Annotated in this window: 15 protein-coding genes; 8 read left to right on the top strand and 7 right to left on the bottom strand. The window is 42.5% G+C overall.

Annotated features, from left to right (window positions below; genetic code table 11):
* Window positions 1-124 precede the first annotated feature (124 nt).
* On the top strand, window positions 125-1432 hold the full coding sequence (locus tag LC608_RS03315) for a mannosyltransferase family protein (protein ID WP_229552167.1): 1308 nt from the start codon (window positions 125-127) through the stop codon (window positions 1430-1432).
* A gap of 29 nt (window positions 1433-1461) precedes the next feature.
* On the top strand, window positions 1462-3393 hold the full coding sequence (locus tag LC608_RS03310; RefSeq protein WP_229552166.1) for a DMT family transporter: 1932 nt from the start codon (window positions 1462-1464) through the stop codon (window positions 3391-3393).
* Between the two features lie 80 nt (window positions 3394-3473).
* On the opposite strand, the gene LC608_RS03305 is transcribed toward LC608_RS03310, so the two are convergent.
* The 3 genes from LC608_RS03305 to LC608_RS03295 form a co-directional block, all read right to left on the bottom strand.
* The gene (locus LC608_RS03305; protein ID WP_229552165.1) at window positions 3474-5012 is read right to left on the bottom strand and encodes a glycosyltransferase family 39 protein; all 1539 of its coding nucleotides are present in this window, start codon (window positions 5010-5012) and stop codon (window positions 3474-3476) included.
* A 292-nt stretch (window positions 5013-5304) separates the two neighbouring features.
* Window positions 5305-5574 carry a hypothetical protein gene (locus tag LC608_RS03300; RefSeq protein WP_229552164.1) on the bottom strand — a complete coding sequence of 90 codons (270 nt, stop codon included), beginning with the start codon at window positions 5572-5574 and terminating at the stop codon, window positions 5305-5307.
* Window positions 5522-5776 carry a hypothetical protein gene (locus tag LC608_RS03295; RefSeq protein WP_374108371.1) on the bottom strand — a complete coding sequence of 85 codons (255 nt, stop codon included), beginning with the start codon at window positions 5774-5776 and terminating at the stop codon, window positions 5522-5524. Before LC608_RS03295 ends, LC608_RS03300 begins: the two co-directional genes overlap by 53 nt.
* A gap of 97 nt (window positions 5777-5873) precedes the next feature.
* Here LC608_RS03295 and LC608_RS03290 point away from each other — a divergent pair, with 97 nt between their 5' ends.
* Window positions 5874-6320: a hypothetical protein gene (locus LC608_RS03290; protein WP_229552162.1), complete on the top strand. Its 447-nt coding sequence runs from the start codon at window positions 5874-5876 to the stop codon at window positions 6318-6320.
* A gap of 99 nt (window positions 6321-6419) precedes the next feature.
* Here the strand turns inward: LC608_RS03290 and LC608_RS03285 are convergent, their stop codons facing one another.
* Window positions 6420-8888 (bottom strand): ATP-dependent Clp protease ATP-binding subunit, encoded by a 2469-nt coding sequence (locus tag LC608_RS03285; protein WP_229552161.1) that lies wholly within the window; start codon window positions 8886-8888, stop codon window positions 6420-6422.
* Window positions 8889-9454: 566 nt separating this feature from the next.
* Window positions 9455-10006, bottom strand: a complete 552-nt coding sequence (rimI, locus tag LC608_RS03280) for a ribosomal protein S18-alanine N-acetyltransferase (protein WP_229552160.1) — start codon at window positions 10004-10006, stop codon at window positions 9455-9457.
* A gap of 92 nt (window positions 10007-10098) precedes the next feature.
* Here rimI and lysA point away from each other — a divergent pair, with 92 nt between their 5' ends.
* The 5 genes from lysA to LC608_RS03255 all read left to right on the top strand — a co-directional run bounded on the left by lysA (window position 10099) and on the right by LC608_RS03255 (window position 14033).
* Window positions 10099-11508: a diaminopimelate decarboxylase gene (lysA, locus tag LC608_RS03275; RefSeq protein WP_229552159.1), complete on the top strand. Its 1410-nt coding sequence runs from the start codon at window positions 10099-10101 to the stop codon at window positions 11506-11508.
* A 108-nt stretch (window positions 11509-11616) separates the two neighbouring features.
* Window positions 11617-12540 carry a diadenylate cyclase CdaA gene (cdaA, locus tag LC608_RS03270; protein ID WP_229552158.1) on the top strand — a complete coding sequence of 308 codons (924 nt, stop codon included), beginning with the start codon at window positions 11617-11619 and terminating at the stop codon, window positions 12538-12540.
* Window positions 12537-13286 (top strand): isoprenyl transferase, encoded by a 750-nt coding sequence (locus LC608_RS03265; protein WP_229552157.1) that lies wholly within the window; start codon window positions 12537-12539, stop codon window positions 13284-13286. The genes cdaA and LC608_RS03265 overlap by 4 nt, the downstream gene beginning before the upstream one ends.
* Window positions 13287-13365: 79 nt before the next feature.
* Entirely contained in the window at window positions 13366-13605 is a 240-nt protein-coding gene (locus tag LC608_RS03260) for a hypothetical protein (RefSeq protein WP_229552156.1), read from the top strand.
* The gene (locus LC608_RS03255) at window positions 13602-14033 is read left to right on the top strand and encodes a putative toxin-antitoxin system toxin component, PIN family (protein ID WP_229552155.1); all 432 of its coding nucleotides are present in this window, start codon (window positions 13602-13604) and stop codon (window positions 14031-14033) included. Before LC608_RS03260 ends, LC608_RS03255 begins: the two co-directional genes overlap by 4 nt.
* Before the next feature lie 41 nt (window positions 14034-14074).
* Here LC608_RS03255 and LC608_RS03250 read toward each other — a convergent pair whose 3' ends face one another.
* Entirely contained in the window at window positions 14075-14347 is a 273-nt protein-coding gene (locus tag LC608_RS03250; protein ID WP_100898769.1) for a DUF3143 domain-containing protein, read from the bottom strand.
* Window positions 14348-14385: 38 nt separating this feature from the next.
* Window positions 14386-14907, bottom strand: a complete 522-nt coding sequence (locus tag LC608_RS03245; protein WP_229552561.1) for a J domain-containing protein — start codon at window positions 14905-14907, stop codon at window positions 14386-14388.
* Between the last annotated feature and the right edge of the window lie 115 nt (window positions 14908-15022).

The following is a 15022-nucleotide window of genomic DNA, read 5'->3' as shown; positions in this document are numbered from 1 at the left end:
AATGTGTCCAGTTTGTTAATTATTTTGTTGGAAGATTTAATATGCAAAATGTTAATCATAAATTGCTGTCTTGCAGCTATATGTAAAAAAATGCATAAAGGAGTTTGTTGAAGCACTCAAGCTTATGGTTAAAGTTCAGATAGTTAGAAAAAAAGTTTTATGGAAAAATGATTTCCTGTTTCCAGCAGCAATATGGCTTGCCAGCCGAATCTTCATCTGGACTGCTATGTTGCTGGTTGCGCCAAAGCTACCGTTACCGACAGAAGAATTTTTGCCCCATTTTGGCTGGGGGGTTGTTGATGCATGGGATAGTATGCATTACCGAGCGATCGCTACTTCTGGATATGAATTTGTAAATGACGGCAAGCAACACAATCTGGCCTTCTTTCCCCTGTTTCCCTTAAGCATTTGGGTTTTGATGAAACTGGGCTTGCCGTTTGAATTAGCCGGTACGTTTGTCAACAACTTGGCATTTTTCGCAGCCCTTTACTGTTTGTACCTTTGGATTAAAGAGAATTATGGCATCAATGCAGCGCAGTGGACGACTGCTGTAGTTTCTTTGTATCCATCTTCTATGTTTACGGGCGTGATTTACACAGAGGGGCTGTATTTGTTTTTGAGTACATCGGCTTTGCGGTCGTTTGATAAAAAGCAGTATGGCTGGACTGCGCTTTGGGGTGCGATGGCGACAGCAACACGTCCTACAGGTATGGCACTAATTCCAGCATTTGCGATCGCAGCGTGGAAAGAACGCCGACCACTCATTGCCTATATAGCTGGTTTTACTACCGCTATTGGCATACTTCTATTCAGTTTGTATTGTGCGATTTATTTTGGCAATCCTTTAGCTTTTATCGAAGCACAACGGGGATGGCGGCCAACTCTGGGGTTTGATTGGCAGGGTTGGTTAAATATGCTCATGCAAATTGTAGTCGGCACAAATAATTGGCAATTTGGTTGGGTTCAAAACCCCTCTGGCGGCATTCAAGACCCCTGGTATCTGTTGTTGTTTGGCGCGATCGTTACCAGTGGCTATCTTTTATGGTGTTTCCGTCAACGTTTTAGTTCTGTGAAATTATTTTATGGCTTTTATGCTTTAATCTTATTTTTGTTGATTCTGGCAAGTGAAGAGTGGATCAATAACTTGCTCAACTTGTTCATGGTCTTGGGTGGTGGCTATGTGTTGTGGCGCTTACACAGGCAGTTGACCGCAGTTACAGTTATTTATGGCTTTTGCGGTATTGGTTTGCTGTTAGCTTCTGGAGGTACTATCTCTTTGAGCCGCCTAGCTTATGGTATTGTGCCTCTGAATATAGCCATTGGTTTGCTGTTATCTCGCCATCCTCGTCAGGGATATTTAATATTGGGCGCTTTTGTGACACTACTAGCCAAAATAGCTGTAGGATTTGCCCAAGAGCGCTGGGTTGGTTAGAGGGTTTGACCATATATTTAAATTTCCTAATGAATGTATCCAATCAAACAAAGATAGCGATCGCTTCATTATTTGTAGGTGTAGGTGCAATTTCTTTTGGCTCTATTTTTATGAAATTGAGCGAAATGGAACTCAGCCCCAATGCCACTGTATTTAATCGTTTTTGGCTTGCTAGTGTGGTCTTCTTGGTATGGCATGGATACAAGGCAATACGGCAGCGATTCTCCTTAGAAAAATCTGGAGAACAGCAGACCTACACCAGTCAGGATTTGTTGCTATTGTTAGGTGCTGGTATTCTTTGGGCTGCTACTTTAGGCTTTTTGGCTTGGTCGCTGACTCAAACTAGCGTTGCGATTTCTAGCGTGTTGCATAACCTTGCTCCTATATTCACTAGCTTAGGGGTGTGGCTGTTATTTCGTCAGGCTTTTGAGAGCCAGTTCCTGATTGGGATGGCCATTGCCCTTGGGGGAGCGATCGCTATTGAATTTGAGGAACTGCAAATCGCCACAGACGAAGTTCAAGGGGGCTTTGCTGCGATCGTTTCTGCGGTTTTCTTGAGTGGATACCTGCTAATCGTAGAAAAACTACGAACCAAATTTTCTCCTGCCACAATCCAGTTGTGGATCAGTGCGATCGCGGCTTTAGCCATCTTCCCCATACTTTTGTTCACTCAAGATCAGGTTTTCCCCTCTACAGTCAGTGGATGGCTTTGGGTGATTTCCCTAGCCCTGATCTGCCAAGTTTTAGGTCATGGGCTTTTGACCTATAGCCTTGCCAAGTTTTCCTCTGTAGTTGTCTCCTTGGTGCATCTATTAGAGCCATTATTTAGCGGCATTTTCGCTGTTGTAATATTTTCGGAAAAATTAACTTTCTCAAATTGGGTAGGTTTTGCTGTAGTTTTAATGGGTTTATACTTAGCCATATCTAGCCAAGCTACTGTTAATTTCCCGTTTCAGGAATCAGTCAAAACTATAGTTAACACTTTCGTTAAAAGTATAACGATCAAATTGTTATTACTAAAGCAACAATTTTTTGAAACACCAGCTTTACTAGGAGCTGTCTCATTATTTGTTGCCCTAATTCCCATATCTTTGGCACCATCTCTAACAAAATTATGCGAACAAGAAATTGGTGCAAATGCTGTAGGATTTCATCGGAGTTGGATTGCCGCAGTCGTCTTTGCGCTGTGGAATGGACTTGAGGCTTTGCGCCGCCAACAACCCGATCATCAACCTATAGAACAGAAGCCTTTTACAAAAAAGGATGTATGGCTGTTATTGGCAATGGGAAGTGCTGCAACGACCTCCCTGTTGTTGTGGGCTTGGTCGCTGAGTCAAACTAGCGTTGCTAACGTAGCTTTATTGTCTAATTTAAATCCCTTATTCGTTGCTGCGGCTGGGTATCTGTTATTAGGTCGGCGCTTCGATAACAGATTTGTTATTGGTATGGTCATAGCCCTTTTAGGAGCGATCGCCTTTGAACTTCATAATATACAATTTGCAACTGACCAAATACTTGGTGATGCGCTAGCATTTCTAACCGCAGTTTTTATTGCCACCTATTTGCTGCTGATAGAACAACTCCAAACCCGATTTACTACCGCAACCATAATGCTTTGGCGTTGTGGTGTCACTACAATGTTTCTGTTGCCTATTCTCCCATTCATCGAAGAGAGATTGTTTCCCTATTCTTGGATGGGGTGGTTTTTCATCATTTTTCAAGCTCTCTTCTGCCAAGTATTGGGTCAGGGACTTTTGACTTATAGCCTCAGTAGACTCTCGTCAGGCGTCGTCGCTGTTACCCTTCTCCTCAATCCAGTCTTGGCTTCCATTTTCGCTTGGTTCATTTTTTCAGAACAAGTAGGTTTGTTTGACTGGGCGACTTTTGCCGTCGTTTTAGTGGGTATCTATCTAGCCCAATCTAGTCAATCTATTATTCAAGTAACGAACGAAGGCTCATAGTAGCATGACTCTTAATTTACTATAGCTAAATTTTATATAACGAATTAAGGTAATAAAATAAGACTTTCCACATCTTTAAGTTATGGTGAAATCAGTGTAAATTCTTTAGCTGATCCTATAATTGTACTACCAGTTAAATTGATTTGCTGTAAAGCCTCATTGTCTAATAGCAAATAAGATTTATTAGATAACATTTTTTGTAAAACTGGCACAGTTGCAGCAGTTACCTTGCAATCGCTATAAAAGTCTAAACTAGGACGACTATAACCAAAAGAAGTATAAATTTGTGTTCCTGGTGAAACATTTGCCCGAATTAATTCCGCGACTGGTTTAACTGGGAAAGCTTCATTCAATTCCCAAATCCATGATTGCGAACTCATCAACAGTGCTAAAACTAAGTACATCCCAGAAAACAATACTGGAATAAACTTGCGATCGCGCTGTTTAACTAGCCATGCTGCAATGCCCATACTTATTGCCAAAACAATACTCATGACTATTAAAATAGGTTCTTTTTTAATAAAAAAGTAAACACAACCTCCTAAACCAGCAATAGAAATAATAGCCAGAAATATTGCCAAACTTCGTCCCTTAAAATGGTCATTCTGCCAAATTTCGCTAAGTTTAGCACCAATTGCCAAAGCTAAAAATGGGTATATAGGCATAACATACCACGGGAGCTTAGTTCTCATTAAAGAGATAGTTCCTAAGTAAACGATTGTGCCGATAATAATTAGGCGGCTCCCGGAAGTATGACGTTTTTTCCAAGCTAGATAAAAACCTCCGGGTAAAAATAATAGCCAAGGGAAACTATACTTAATTATCTCAATTAAATAGTACCAGATAGGCCCACTATGACCTTCAACAGATTGTGTAAGGCGATTAAAGGTTTGTGCTTGAAAATTCACTTGGAAGAAATTTTCGCCATAATGTTGCCATTGAGCAAGAAACCAAGCGATCGCTGGCGCATTTCCTAAAAACATTCCCATTAATAAATAGGGGCTTTTTAACAAAGCAAATTGTCGATCTGCAATGAGGAATAAACAAGCGATCGCTCCTAGCGGCAAAACCATCATCCCTTTAGTTAGAGTTATTAACCCTAGACAAAATCCCACACCGAGAGCATACCGACGATTTTGACGTGCTTTTAGCAAAAAAAATAACAACAGCAAGAAAAAGGTAATAGTTGTACCATCTAACATTGCTAGCCTTCCGTGACGCACCACAGGCAACATTGTTAAGTAAACTAAAGCGGCAAATAAAGCTGGTAAACTTTCGTTAAAAAGCAAACATCCCACTAAGTAAAGCAAAGGCACACCCAAGGCAGTTAACACTGCACCCGGTAGACGTGTTGTCCACTCATTCACGCCTCCGATAGAGTAAGTCCAGGCAATTAGTAAGTGCATCAGTGGTGGCTTATTATGATAAGGTTCACCTCCCAAGGTGGGGTAAAGCCAATGCATTGAACCAAATGGGGCACGCCAAATTTCACGGGCAACCTGTGCCACAGTCCCTTCATCCCAATCTCGTAAAGGGGAGTTTCCTAAAAATATCAGCCATAGAACTAGAGATATTACCAGTAGGCTAAATAACCATTCTTTTTCTCGGAATAGACGCATATAAAATCGGGATAATCATCTCAAAGACTGTAAAGCGGTATTTTACCCCAGATTTCGTAACGAGAGTTTGGTTAGTTAAAAGAGCATTTATGTGGTGCGATGTCTACGAAGGGCTAACAAATTCAATAGTAAAATCTGGTTGATTATCAATATCTCAGAACTTTAACAGGTATTAAGCTATAAGCTAGGGTAGCATAGCTTACCCTTTCGACAATTTTTTATTTGAGTAGTTCAACTTTGCGATCGCTCAAAATGCCAGCGTCAATCATGCGGTGATATTCTCTCTAGTAACTTAGGCTAATTTCGCAGCTAAAAGCCTACCTTCAATTGGTTCATACTCATCTTCTAGCAACCATAACTTAGCTGCATTATAGTCATTACTAGAAAATACAATTTTATAACCCTGCGCCGGATCATAAACTTGACAGTTATCTTCACTGTTGCAAAGCAATAAAAGAATATATGGAGGGGATAACATTGGATCTATCCATACTTCTGTAAATTCCCAGTTATTCTTCACTCGGTCTTGTGCGGGGGATGACGTGACATTGGTTGTCTGCATTGATTTTTATCTCCCCATAGTAAAGTAGAATACGGCTACCATCTGGACTGATTCTATAACCTATTGGTTCATTAAAAAACATCCCATAACGGTCATATCCTCGCATCATTCCGGTGAACTGCCCATTTTCTATTATGGCTTGAGTAACTTTATTCATTGTAGGTTCATCGTTAAATACATGAGCAGCAAGTCCTCTTTTCAGAAGTCTTTGACTTTGAGATTTTTTTAAAATTGTTTATAGTAGTAAAGCAAATTTTAAACTTTATGAGAATGAAGATTACAAAATAATTACTAGCATCATGGATATCAGGGATGTTGCTAGTCATGGAGATTTGAATGGTAAATCGATTAAAGAAAGAATTGAAGCTAAAGGTAAATTCATAAAAATACGTCTCAAGTCACTTAATAAGGGTATTAATAAAGAAAAAATAGAAGCCTTATTTATTGAATTTGTAGTCAATAGAAAAGGAATTAAAGTTAGCGGAAAAGTAGAAGAAGGATGGGCATATATTACTCTATCTAACCTAAAAAATAGTTTTTTAGACGCTGGAAAAGTAGTCAACGAAATTAAAAAAAATCTAAGCATATTACAATATCCATTAGAAAAAAATGTGCAAATTTTTCCAGATGGAAAGCAACCTCACAATGAACTTAAAGAATTATTCGAGCAAAAAGATTATCAAAAAATACACAATACAATAAACTGGTTTGTTAAGGAAATAGTTAATTCTTTAAATGAAAACTAAAATTATCCCCAAATGTTTTCACACAAAAAACCAGTAGAGCAATTAATACTCTACTGGTTTCTAATTTTTATTTGAGATTCAAATCCCAAACCCTAAATTTTACTCAACACCTTGGGGTAACAATTCCCGACGCTGTTGAGAACTGACTTGGACAACGCCATTTTCATCCACATCAACAAGGGCTGTATCGCCATCCTTAATGCGACCAGACAGAATTTCTTCTGCTAGGCTATCTTCTAACAGGCGCATAATTGCCCGACGTAATGGCCTAGCGCCGTAGCTGGGACTGTAACCTTCAGTGATCAACCGATCCTTGAAGCGGTCTGTGACTTCTAAGGTGATACCCTTTTCGGTCAGACGACCAAATACTTCCTTGAGCATAATTTCGGCGATTTGGGTCACTTCCGGCTTGTTCAACTGACGGAAGACGATAATTTCATCGAGTCGGTTGAGGAACTCTGGACGGAAGTACTGCTTCAATTCTTCGTTCACCAAAGAGCGAATCCGGTTGTAAGTTGACTCGCTGGCATCTTCGGAGAATTCAAAGCCGATACCGCTACCGCCTTTTTCAATTACCTTAGAACCAATATTGGAAGTTAAAATCAGCAAGGTGTTCTTGAAGTCCACCGTGCGACCTTTGGCATCAGTTAACCGTCCGTCTTCCAAAATTTGCAGCAGCATGTTGAATACATCGGGGTGTGCTTTTTCGATTTCGTCGAACAACACCACGGTGTAAGGACGTCGCCGCACGGCTTCAGTCAGCTGACCACCTTCGTTATAGCCAACATAACCAGGAGGCGAACCAATCAGTTTGCTGACGGTGTGACGCTCCATGTATTCGGACATATCTAAGCGGATCATCGCTTCTTCGGAACCGAAGAAGTAAGCAGCTAAGGACTTCGCCAACTCGGTTTTACCTACACCAGTAGGCCCAGAGAAGACAAAGCTAGCTATGGGTCGATTGGGATTCTTCAAACCGACACGAGCGCGACGAATTGCGCGTGAAACTGCTCTCACAGCTTCATCCTGACCAATTAAACGCTGGTGCAAGGTGTCTTCCATGTGCAGCAGCTTTTCAGATTCAGATTCGGTGAGTTTGTTCACCGGTACTCCAGTCCAGGAAGCGACAATGTGGGCAATGTCTTCTTCTGTAACTACAGGTTCTTCACCTTCTGTGCCAGTTGCATTGGTCTTGCTTTGAGCGATCGCCCGGATTTCGGCTTTGATTTCCATTTCGCGATCGCGCAATTCTCCAGCTTTGTCAAAGTCTTGAGAGCGCACCGCGTCATCTTTTTCTTTTAATATCTGACGCAGTTCTTTGTCTAACTCTTTGGCTGCGGGTGGCAGTTGGGAGTTAATCAAGCGCACTCTAGAACCAGCTTCATCAACTAAGTCGATGGCTTTATCTGGGAGGAAGCGATCGCTAATGTAACGGTCTGACAATTTCGCCGCCGCTACCAATGCTTCGTCGGAGATTTTCAGTTTATGGTGTTGCTCGTAGCGTTCGCGCAAACCATACAAAATTTCAATTGTTTCATCAACTGTAGGTTCGCCAACCATCACTGGTTGGAAACGCCGCTCTAGCGCTGCATCTCGCTCGATGTGCTTCCGGTATTCATCTAGGGTTGTAGCGCCGATGCACTGCAACTCACCCCTAGCCAAAGCTGGCTTGAGGATATTCGCTGCGTCAATAGCACCTTCTGCCGCACCCGCACCAATTAAGGTGTGTACCTCATCAATCACGAGAATGACATTACCCGCCGAGCGGATTTCATCCATGATTTTTTTCAAGCGTTCTTCAAATTCACCCCGGTACTTGGTTCCTGCTACGAGCAAACCAATATCTAAGGTGACGACGCGTTTATCTTCCAGGATGTCAGGGATATCTTTGGTGGCAATGCGTGAAGCTAAACCTTCAGCGATCGCTGTTTTACCAACCCCTGGTTCCCCAATCAGCACTGGGTTATTTTTGGTTCGGCGACCCAATATCTGGATCACCCGCTCAATTTCTTTAGCGCGTCCCACCACTGGATCGAGCTTATTATCTATTGCCATCTGAGTCAGGTTGGAGCCAAATTCATCCAGAGTCGGGGTTTTTGTGCGCCCGGATGAACCGCCTGGTGAAACTTCGGCAGTTTCTCCCAACATGCGGATGACTTGGGTTCTTACCTTAGATAGATCCACACCGAGGTTTTCTAGCACCCTGGCTGCGACGCCTTCCCCTTCGCGGATTAGGCCCAACAGCAGATGCTCGGTGCCAATGTAGTTATGCCCCAGTTGGCGTGCTTCCTCCAAGGAGAGTTCTAAAACTCGCTTCGCCCGTGGCGTAAACGGAATTTCCACGGCAACAAAGCCTGATCCCCGTCCTATAATTTTTTCAACTTCAATTCGGGCATCTTTGAGATTGACGCCCATTGATTTCAGCACCTTGGCAGCCACTCCAGTGCCTTCGCCAATCAGACCCAGGAGGATCTGCTCGGTTCCGACAAAGTTGTGACCTAAACGGCGGGCCTCTTCTTGGGCCAGCATGATTACCTTAATGGCTTTTTCTGTGAAGCGCTCAAACATGGCTTTATCCCATCATCTGCGGTCGTGCCGGTATGCTGATTTTAGCACAGGCAAAGCTTTTGGATGCCTGTATAACAGATTATAGACATCCTGAAGCTATGACTTGAGTTGATGGGCTAATTGTTAACTATTGACTACTTTTATCTGGCTAGTGTACTGAGGAGCTTTAGTTCACCAGCCTTTTTGGGATTTATTACAAACAGTTCACTGCTTACATTGAGAGTTTATTCACTCAATCCCAAACACTTATACATAACATATATATTTTTTAATATCAAGTAAAAATATTTGATATATAATCTGCTTATAGAATTTAGTTTTTAGATAAAATATTTGAATAAAAATAGGTGCGGCAAAGTTACATTTTTTTGCTGAAGCTGATCGCAAGTGCCAATAATTCAAAATTACTAATACCCAACAGTTAAATGTAGGCCTTCTGAGTTGAGTAAGCTACAAGAACCCCACCCCCAACGCCCTCCCCGCTCTTCAAGAGGGCAAAGCTATAATTCGTGTTTAATTACGAATTACGTTAGCGTAGCGGGGCGTAGCCCATTACGAATTACGAATTAGTTAACAAGCAAGTGCCAAGAAGATTTGTTCAAGCGATCGCTGACAATGGAATACCATTGGTCTAAAGTTGCTTTAAATTTGCGGTGTTGTAAATCTGGAAGCCAAAGAATTAAAGCGTCCTCATCGTTATCTTGGTAGTAACGCCGCCGCCGCCCAGCTGTTTGAAAGCCAAATTTTTGATATAAAGATATTGCCGCCAAGTTGGAAGCTCGGACTTCGAGGGTAGCTCGCTCCATTTTGCGATCGCAAGCTGTCTTAATGAGCGAATATAGTAAAGCCGCACCCATTCCTTGACGGTGATATTGAGGATGAACCGCCAAAATTGTAATGTGAGCTTCATCTAAAATTGACCAAAAGCAACCCATTCCTAGCAAACTCGTGTTGGAGGAGGGAGAAAACAAGCCGAGTATATCGCTGTTGGGACTATCCAATTCTCGTTTGTAGCCGTCCAGAGTCCAAAGTCCGCCAAAACAGGCTTGATCGAGTTCCAGAATAGCACTGAGATTTTCTAATGTCAGTAATTTAATTTCTAAGTCTAATGCAATCACATTTATTGAATAACGTTACAAACCCTTTGTACACTGGGAATCGGGAGACAAACTCAAAGCCCGTAATTTGAACAAGGAAAACTTTTATAGTTATGGTATCGACTCACCCCACTGGGGTTCAACATTCTGGAAGTCAATATTTACCTCAAAGGCACGACACCAAGGCAAATCCATCGCCTAATCAGGAACTTTTACCCTTAACTGCCAGAGTCCATAATCATGACTCCCTGGAAATTGGTGGGTGTGATGTCACAACCCTAGTTGAGCAGTTTGGTTCACCTTTATATATTTTAGATGAAGAAACCTTGCGTTCGGCTTGTCAGCAATACCGAGATGCTTTCAAGCAATACTACAAAGGCGAATCTCAAGTATTGTACGCCTCAAAAGCTTGGAATTGTTTAGCAGTTTGCGCGATCGCGGCATCCGAAGGACTAGGAATAGATGTAGCATCTGGGGGAGAACTCTACACTGCCTTACAAGCGGGTGTCAGTGCTGATAAAATCTACCTCCATAACAATAACAAGTCTCGTGAAGAACTAATTTTTGCTATAGAATCCGGTTGTACCATTGTGGTGGATAACTGGCACGAGTTACGCACTATAGTAGAAATTGTGGAGAAGTTGTATACAACTCTACAAAAACCTCGAATTATGCTGCGTTTGACTCCAGGTATCGAATGTCATACGCACGAATATATCCGCACGGGACAACTAGATAGTAAATTTGGCTTTGATCCCAATCAGCTAGATGAATTGTTTACTTTTGTAAGCAAGCAATCTGATCTTAACTGCGTAGGTTTACATGCTCATATCGGTTCCCAAATTTTTGAGCGCCAACCGCATCAAGATTTGGCCTCTCTTATGGTGCAATGGCTGCGGGATGCCGCGAAGTATGATTTAAATATTACAGAGTTAAATGTCGGTGGCGGTTTGGGGATTAAGTATATAGAATCAGACGATCCCCCTAGCATTGAAGAGTGGGTAAAACCCATTTGTGAAGTAATCCAAGCAGCTTGTGCAGCTGAAAATCTGCCTTTGCCAAAATTATTGTGTGAACCGGGGCGATCGCTAATTGCCACAGCTTGCGTCACTGCTTATACTATTGGTTCATCCAAAGTTATCCCAGAAATTCGTACCTACGTAGCGATCGATGGGGGAATGTCTGATAATCCCCGCCCGATTACTTACCAATCAGTTTATCGGGCAGTAATTGCCAATAAAATGTCTTCTCCGTTAACCGAAACAGTCACAATTGCTGGTAAACATTGTGAATCAGGAGATATTCTGATTAAGAATGCACTACTTCCAAAGACTGAACCAGGAGATATTCTCGTAGTTATGGGAACTGGTGCGTACAATTACAGTATGGCATCTAACTACAACCGCTTGCCCCGATCGGCAGCAGTTGTTGTGGTGAATGGCGAAGCAAATTTAATTTTGCAACGTGAAACTTATCAAGACTTAATTCGACAAGATCGCCTACCAGAAAGGCTAAAGAAATAGTCTTTTGTCCTTGGTCATAAGTCATTAGCCAGGAACTAATTACTAATGACTTATGACTAATGACTAATGACTAAATGTAATTAGAGGCAAAAGTGTAATCCAGATGTCATGAGAGATTGGTGGAAGCAATGGCTGATAAACCTAGGATGGTCACAGTCCTTGCTACTTGGGACTCTGGATATTGTGTTAGTGCTGGCGCTGACGTACATGATACTAGTTATTATTAGTGAGCGCCGAACACTGTGGATGGTGAGGGGATTCATTATCTTAATGCTAGCCTCCGCACTAAGTGGCCGATTAGGACTACCTCTGCTAAGTTTTGTATTGGAAAAGTTGGTAATAGGTTGTGCTGTAGCGATGGCAGTTGCTTTACAGTCAGAGTTTCGGCGGTTTTTGGAACAATTGGGGCGTGGCGAATTCCGCCAGTTGTTTCAACCCGACCGACTGGCAATCCCCAAATCTGATAGTGTAATTGATGAAATTGTTGAGGCTGTTAAAGAATTGTCAAAAAACCGCATTGGAGCTTTACTAATTGTGGAAACCACAGGGCCAATTGATGAGCGAGATTTTTCTGTGCCAGGAGTAAAGCTAAATGCGGAGGTTTCTAAAGAACTAATCCAGACAATTTTTCAGCCAAAAACTTTGTTACACGATGGGGCAACATTGATTCGTGGATCACGGATCATCTCATCGGGTATAATTTTACCACTTTCGGGACGCACAGCCTCGCGCCAGTTGGGAACACGCCACCGGGCGGCAATGGGAATTACTGAGCGGGTCGAAAATTGCATTTGTGTCGTTGTGTCTGAAGAAACGGGTTCTATTTCCTTAGCGGAACGGGGAACCCTAAATAGACCCCTTACGATTAGGAAACTGAAAGAATCATTAGAGGCTCTTTTGTCCCCAATCGTAGATAGGGAAGCTGTAGCTCCCGGTCTGTTGAGTTTTGTTCGTCAGATAGGTGGGAAGACACGAGCACTGGTTTCACGTTTACTCAGATTACCATCGACCGCTTCTCGAGATAAAAAATGACAGCACAACAAACTAAACTGCAAGATTTGCCTACTGACTTAAAACGAGAACTATTGCCGCAGCACGTTGCGGTGATTATGGATGGCAATGGTCGATGGGCTAAACGTCAGGGTTTACCTCGGATTATGGGCCATAAGCGAGGAGTAGATGCTCTCAAGGATTTACTTCGCTGTTGTCAGGATTGGGGAATTCAGGCGCTGACGGCTTATGCTTTTTCAACAGAGAACTGGAAAAGGCCCCAAGAAGAGGTGGATTTTTTAATGACTCTGTTTCAAAGAGTTTTGCGCCAAGAACTACGGGAAATGGTCGAAGAGAATGTGCAAATTAAGTTTGTGGGAAATTTGCAGGCTCTGCCACGATCGCTCCAACAAGAAATATCGCGTTCAATGGAAGCAACCAAGGATAATGGTGGTATCCGGTTTTCAGTAGCAACTAATTATGGCGGACGACAGGAGATTTTACAAGCTTGTCAGGCGATCGCAAAACAAGTCCAGCAAGGTCTGCTACAACCCGATGAAATTAATGAACAGGTCTTTGAAAGCCACTTGTACACAGCTGGAATTACTGACCCAGATTTGTTAATTCGCACCAGTGGAGAAATGCGCCTCTCAAATTTCCTTCTCTGGCAAATGGCTTATGGAGAAATTTACATCACAGATGCTCTTTGGCCCGATTTTGACCGGGCTGAGTTTCACCGCGCCTTATCTGCCTACCAACAACGCGAACGGCGATTTGGGAAAGTATAAAATATTACGTTTATTAAGTCGCTAGGATGCGTTAGCGAAGCTACAAGATTGGCGATCGCACTACAATTTAATAAACTCAATGATGGCTATTGATATGGTATCGATTCCTATCACCCTGGAACAACTCATTACGGCTGTGCAACAGTTGCAACCAGAGGAACGGGCAGAGGTTGCCAGAGCGTTGATTTTAGTGGATTTACGTTCAGATTTGAGGGCTTTAATTCAAGAACTTTATGCTCAACCCCCAGTTGATGAGATTACAGACGATAATATCATGGCTGAAATTAAGGCTGTGCGCCAGCAATTTCACCAAACATGACGTTTCGAGTGGTCATCGACACCAACATTTGGATTCGTATTTTGCTTAGAGGGCGAGTTACATTGCCCATATTGGAGGCATTTAATGAGGATAAATTTCAGTTGGTGATGAGTCAACCTTTAATGGAAGAACTCCATTTAGTTTGGAATCGCCCCCGCTTAAAAGAACGGATTAACCCAAGCATTGCTAATCAACTTGAACAGCAGTTGCAGTACCGAGCAATATGGATTGAGTTGGAAACGGTTCCACCTAATTGTCGAGATCCCAAAGATTTAGCTGTGCTTGCTACGGCTATTGATGGCCAAGCAGAAATTATTGTGTCTGGGGATGATGATTTACGTGCTGATGATGAGTTGAGGGCAGTAATGGCAACTTATGGCATCCGATTGTTGGGTGTTCATTCTTTTTTGAACGTGATTGCGGCTTGATTTCCGTACCTTTTTACCGTGAACTGAACTCAGCACTTCATTTATGGCCCAGAAAACACCGCTTGTTCTACATCATCCCGACTCAAAGAATACTTGAATGAACGTTGGATATCTTGCCCATTTTCCCCAGATTGGACATATCGCACTACGATTTGCTCAACATCGAGCCATAGTTCAGCTTTCCAACTAGGGCGCTGTATATGCCAGCAATGCCTCTGTGTGTCATCTTGTTGACAACCTTGGTTTTTTAGCCACTGTTCAATTTGTGGCAGAGGATGATTATATAAGGGGGTATCAGAGGGAAGAAGAGGCATAGGAATTTTGGATTTTAGATTTTGGATTAGGAAATTTTTTAGTTTTTAATTACTATAGGGCTAATTAGTTGCAATACATGGGTAATGTGCTGTTGTACAGATGGAGTTGGCTGTAGCAAATGCGAATGGATCGCAGCCTCACCACGAGTTAAGCCAATGGCAATTGCTAGTAGCAGACAACCTACAAATGTTAACACCAGCATAAATAAAGCAAAAATTTCGCCAGATGAGAGGGGGCGATCGCTAGGATCGAGGTAAGCTGATTTTGACCAGTCATGACGCGAGACGGGACGGTTCAAGTCAGGAGGTGGTTGAATCACCGCAAAGCGAGAATAGCCAATTTTGAAATCGTAGCTTAACCGCCGTTCTGGATGGCTAAGGGTAGCGTAGGCTTCATTGATTTGCTGAAATTTGAGAGTGGCGATCGCAGTCGGCAAGTCTGTAGTATCAGGATGATAGCGTTTGCTCAGTTGCCTATAAGCACGACGAATGTCGATTACCGATGCCGAGGGATGCAGTCCTAGCAGGGAGTAATAAGTTGGTTTACTGCTTTGTGGCATTGCCCCGTTGTGATTCACGGCTGTTTGAGTCACCTTGCTCAAAGATATTCTTTATATTCTAAATCCTTTGTGATTGGCGAAGCCGGAAGAAGACATAGCAGGTCAAGTATTTGAT

It is taken from the genome of Nostoc sp. XA010, from assembly GCF_020829625.1.
In the GTDB taxonomy this organism is placed as follows: domain Bacteria; phylum Cyanobacteriota; class Cyanobacteriia; order Cyanobacteriales; family Nostocaceae; genus Nostoc.
The sequence above is the reverse complement of the archived record's forward strand: the minus strand, read 5'-3'. Positions and strand labels throughout refer to the sequence as shown.

What these genes read in the sequence shown, in the direction of transcription:
- LC608_RS03305 (WP_229552165.1), bottom strand. Translation starts at nt 5,012, where the DNA reads ATGCGTCTATTCCGAGAAAAAGAATGGTTATTTAGCCTACTGGTAATA.
- cdaA (WP_229552158.1), top strand. Translation starts at nt 11,617, where the DNA reads ATGAGAGATTGGTGGAAGCAATGGCTGATAAACCTAGGATGGTCACAG.
- LC608_RS03255 (WP_229552155.1), top strand. Translation starts at nt 13,602, where the DNA reads ATGACGTTTCGAGTGGTCATCGACACCAACATTTGGATTCGTATTTTG.
- LC608_RS03315 (WP_229552167.1), top strand. Translation starts at nt 125, where the DNA reads ATGGTTAAAGTTCAGATAGTTAGAAAAAAAGTTTTATGGAAAAATGAT.
- LC608_RS03250 (WP_100898769.1), bottom strand. Translation starts at nt 14,347, where the DNA reads ATGCCTCTTCTTCCCTCTGATACCCCCTTATATAATCATCCTCTGCCA.
- LC608_RS03265 (WP_229552157.1), top strand. Translation starts at nt 12,537, where the DNA reads ATGACAGCACAACAAACTAAACTGCAAGATTTGCCTACTGACTTAAAA.
- lysA (WP_229552159.1), top strand. Translation starts at nt 10,099, where the DNA reads ATGGTATCGACTCACCCCACTGGGGTTCAACATTCTGGAAGTCAATAT.
- LC608_RS03285 (WP_229552161.1), bottom strand. Translation starts at nt 8,888, where the DNA reads ATGTTTGAGCGCTTCACAGAAAAAGCCATTAAGGTAATCATGCTGGCC.
- LC608_RS03290 (WP_229552162.1), top strand. Translation starts at nt 5,874, where the DNA reads ATGGATATCAGGGATGTTGCTAGTCATGGAGATTTGAATGGTAAATCG.
- LC608_RS03300 (WP_229552164.1), bottom strand. Translation starts at nt 5,574, where the DNA reads ATGCAGACAACCAATGTCACGTCATCCCCCGCACAAGACCGAGTGAAG.
- LC608_RS03245 (WP_229552561.1), bottom strand. Translation starts at nt 14,907, where the DNA reads ATGCCACAAAGCAGTAAACCAACTTATTACTCCCTGCTAGGACTGCAT.
- LC608_RS03310 (WP_229552166.1), top strand. Translation starts at nt 1,462, where the DNA reads ATGAATGTATCCAATCAAACAAAGATAGCGATCGCTTCATTATTTGTA.
- LC608_RS03260 (WP_229552156.1), top strand. Translation starts at nt 13,366, where the DNA reads ATGATGGCTATTGATATGGTATCGATTCCTATCACCCTGGAACAACTC.